This is a genomic window from Brevundimonas sp. SL161, from assembly GCF_049896985.1.
Classification (GTDB): domain Bacteria; phylum Pseudomonadota; class Alphaproteobacteria; order Caulobacterales; family Caulobacteraceae; genus Brevundimonas.
Genome location: NZ_JAFCVJ010000087.1, coordinates 1 through 843, shown reverse-complemented (window position 1 = coordinate 843; position 843 = coordinate 1). Strand labels below are relative to the sequence as shown.

At 61.1% G+C, this 843-nt stretch carries 1 protein-coding gene and 1 pseudogene; one reads left to right on the top strand and one right to left on the bottom strand.

Going from position 1 to position 843, the window contains the following annotated elements; all coding sequences use genetic code 11:
- Positions 1-117: pseudogene (locus tag ACP7AU_RS17765) on the top strand (IS5/IS1182 family transposase); the annotation flags it as partial.
- Between the two features lie 69 nt (positions 118-186).
- Here the strand turns inward: ACP7AU_RS17765 and ACP7AU_RS17760 are convergent.
- Positions 187-573 (bottom strand): phosphate-starvation-inducible PsiE family protein, encoded by a 387-nt coding sequence (locus ACP7AU_RS17760; protein WP_426052283.1) that lies wholly within the window; start codon positions 571-573, stop codon positions 187-189.
- Positions 574-843: the final 270 nt, after the last annotated feature.

Here is an 843-nt window from a genome sequence, read left to right as displayed (position 1 = left end):
CTCAAACACAGCCGACGACTGGCTACCCGATACGACAAGACCGCCGACAGCTTCCTCGGCTTCGTCGTCGTCGCATCCATCCGACTGTGGATCAGACACTTTGTCCACACCACCTAGACGAGTTGTGCCCCGCCGTGACGCGGACCGGTGACTTCGGCGGCGAAGGGTCGACGTCCAGCGTGGCCCTCAGCCCTTGCCAGCGCGGGTGATCACCACGACTGAGAGGGCCAGCAGCAGGATGGCGGCGGCCTCGAACAGGATGTTCTGGGGGGCCATGTCCTTACCCTGCAGCACTATCAGCCGCGCCAAGGCGGTGATGGCGATGAAGATCGGATAGATGAAGGGTGAGCCCCGGCCGGTGTAGAACACCGCGATCATGCCGATCACCTCCGTGTAGAGGAACATCAGCAGAATATCTGCCAGGTTGATGGACTGCGCCTGCCAGACCTTGAACACTTCGGCTCCCGCCGCCGCCAGGGTCATGGCCGCGACGAGAATGAGCAGGAATCTCTCGGCCCAACGGAAGCCGCGAACCGCCAAGGCGTTGTCAGGTGAAGGCGGGTTCGGAGCCATGGATCCTTCGCCCGTCGATCGCGGCGTCTCGTCTCCGGCACTGCCCTGTTTGCTCGCCATGAGACCGAGTTTGGCAGTATCTGCGCGCACTGTCATCAAGGGTAGCGGTCCCGTGCCGATTGGTCGCCGATCAACGTCCCACGAAAAGATCCGGTGCTGTCAGTCCAACGCTAAAACGTCTCCACTTATGACGGTCTAAGCCGCTGTTGGAGATGATATTTCGTGAAGCCGATTTCGTTCAAGCGCCACCGGTTTCCGGCAGATGTGATC

Bases quoted from the DNA above. Each gene is read 5' to 3' on its own strand.
- ACP7AU_RS17760 (WP_426052283.1), bottom strand. From the start codon at position 573: ATGGCTCCGAACCCGCCTTCACCTGACAACGCCTTGGCGGTTCGCGGC.